Origin of the sequence: Thioclava sp. F36-7 (assembly GCF_002020075.1) — a bacterium.
GTDB classification, from domain to species: Bacteria; Pseudomonadota; Alphaproteobacteria; order Rhodobacterales; family Rhodobacteraceae; genus Thioclava; species Thioclava sediminum.
This window is the reverse complement of record NZ_MPZR01000032.1, coordinates 1-941: the sequence shown is the minus strand read 5'-3', so window position 1 is coordinate 941 and position 941 is coordinate 1. Positions and strand designations below refer to the sequence as shown.

At 64.7% G+C, this 941-nt stretch carries 1 protein-coding gene; it reads left to right on the top strand.

Going from position 1 to position 941, the window contains the following annotated elements:
• The first annotated feature begins 86 nt into the window (after positions 1-86).
• Entirely contained in the window at positions 87-848 is a 762-nt protein-coding gene (gene istB, locus BMI89_RS20505; protein ID WP_078572607.1) for an IS21-like element helper ATPase IstB, read from the top strand.
• The last annotated feature ends 93 nt before the right edge of the window (positions 849-941 follow it).

Below are 941 nucleotides of genomic sequence, written 5' to 3'. Positions count from 1 at the left end.
CTCGACGTCTATCCCTACCTGCCGCGGGCCGAGGTCGGAAAGACCTCGGCGGCCAGCTACATGTGCCTGATCTCGGAGGAGGCCCGATGACCGACGCGCCCGACCTGCTGCTCGCCCATCATCTGAAGACGCTCAAGCTGCCGACCTTCCTGAGGGAATACGACAAGCTCGCGCGCCAGTGCGCCGCGGAGGGACAGGACCACGTTCGCTTCCTGGCGCGCCTGGTGGAACTCGAACTGATCGACCGCGAACGGCGGATGGTCGAGCGCCGCATCAAGGCGGCGAAGTTCCCGGCGACCAAAAGCCTCGACAGCTTCGACTTCAAGGCGATCCCCAAGCTCAACAAGATGCAGGTGCTGGAACTCGCCCGCGGGGAATGGATCGAGCGGCGCGAGAATGTCATTGCCCTCGGCCCGAGCGGCACCGGCAAGACCCATGTCGCCTTGGGCCTTGGACTGGCCGCCTGCCAGAAGGGCCTTTCCGTCGGCTTCACCACCGCCGCCGCATTGGTCCACGAGCTGATGGAGGCCCGCGACGAGCGCCGCTTGCTACGCCTGCAAAAACAGATGGTCGGATACAAGCTCCTGATCATCGACGAGCTGGGCTTCGTGCCTCTGAGCAAGACCGGCGCCGAGCTGCTCTTCGAACTGATCTCGCAGCGCTACGAGCGGGGCGCCACCATGATCACCAGCAATCTGCCCTTCGACGAATGGACCGAAACCTTCGGCTCCGAGCGCCTGACCGGCGCTCTGCTCGACCGGCTCACCCACCATGTCCACATCCTCGAGATGAACGGCGACAGCTATCGACTTGCCCAAAGTCGCGCCCGAAACAGCGCCAACACCTGATCGCATCGTTCAGGTTTGGCCCGCTGGGCCAAAGCGCCCCGGCAGCCGCCAGCTATCTGAAAAGCGCAGCTGCCGGGGCGCGAAGCGTTCCCT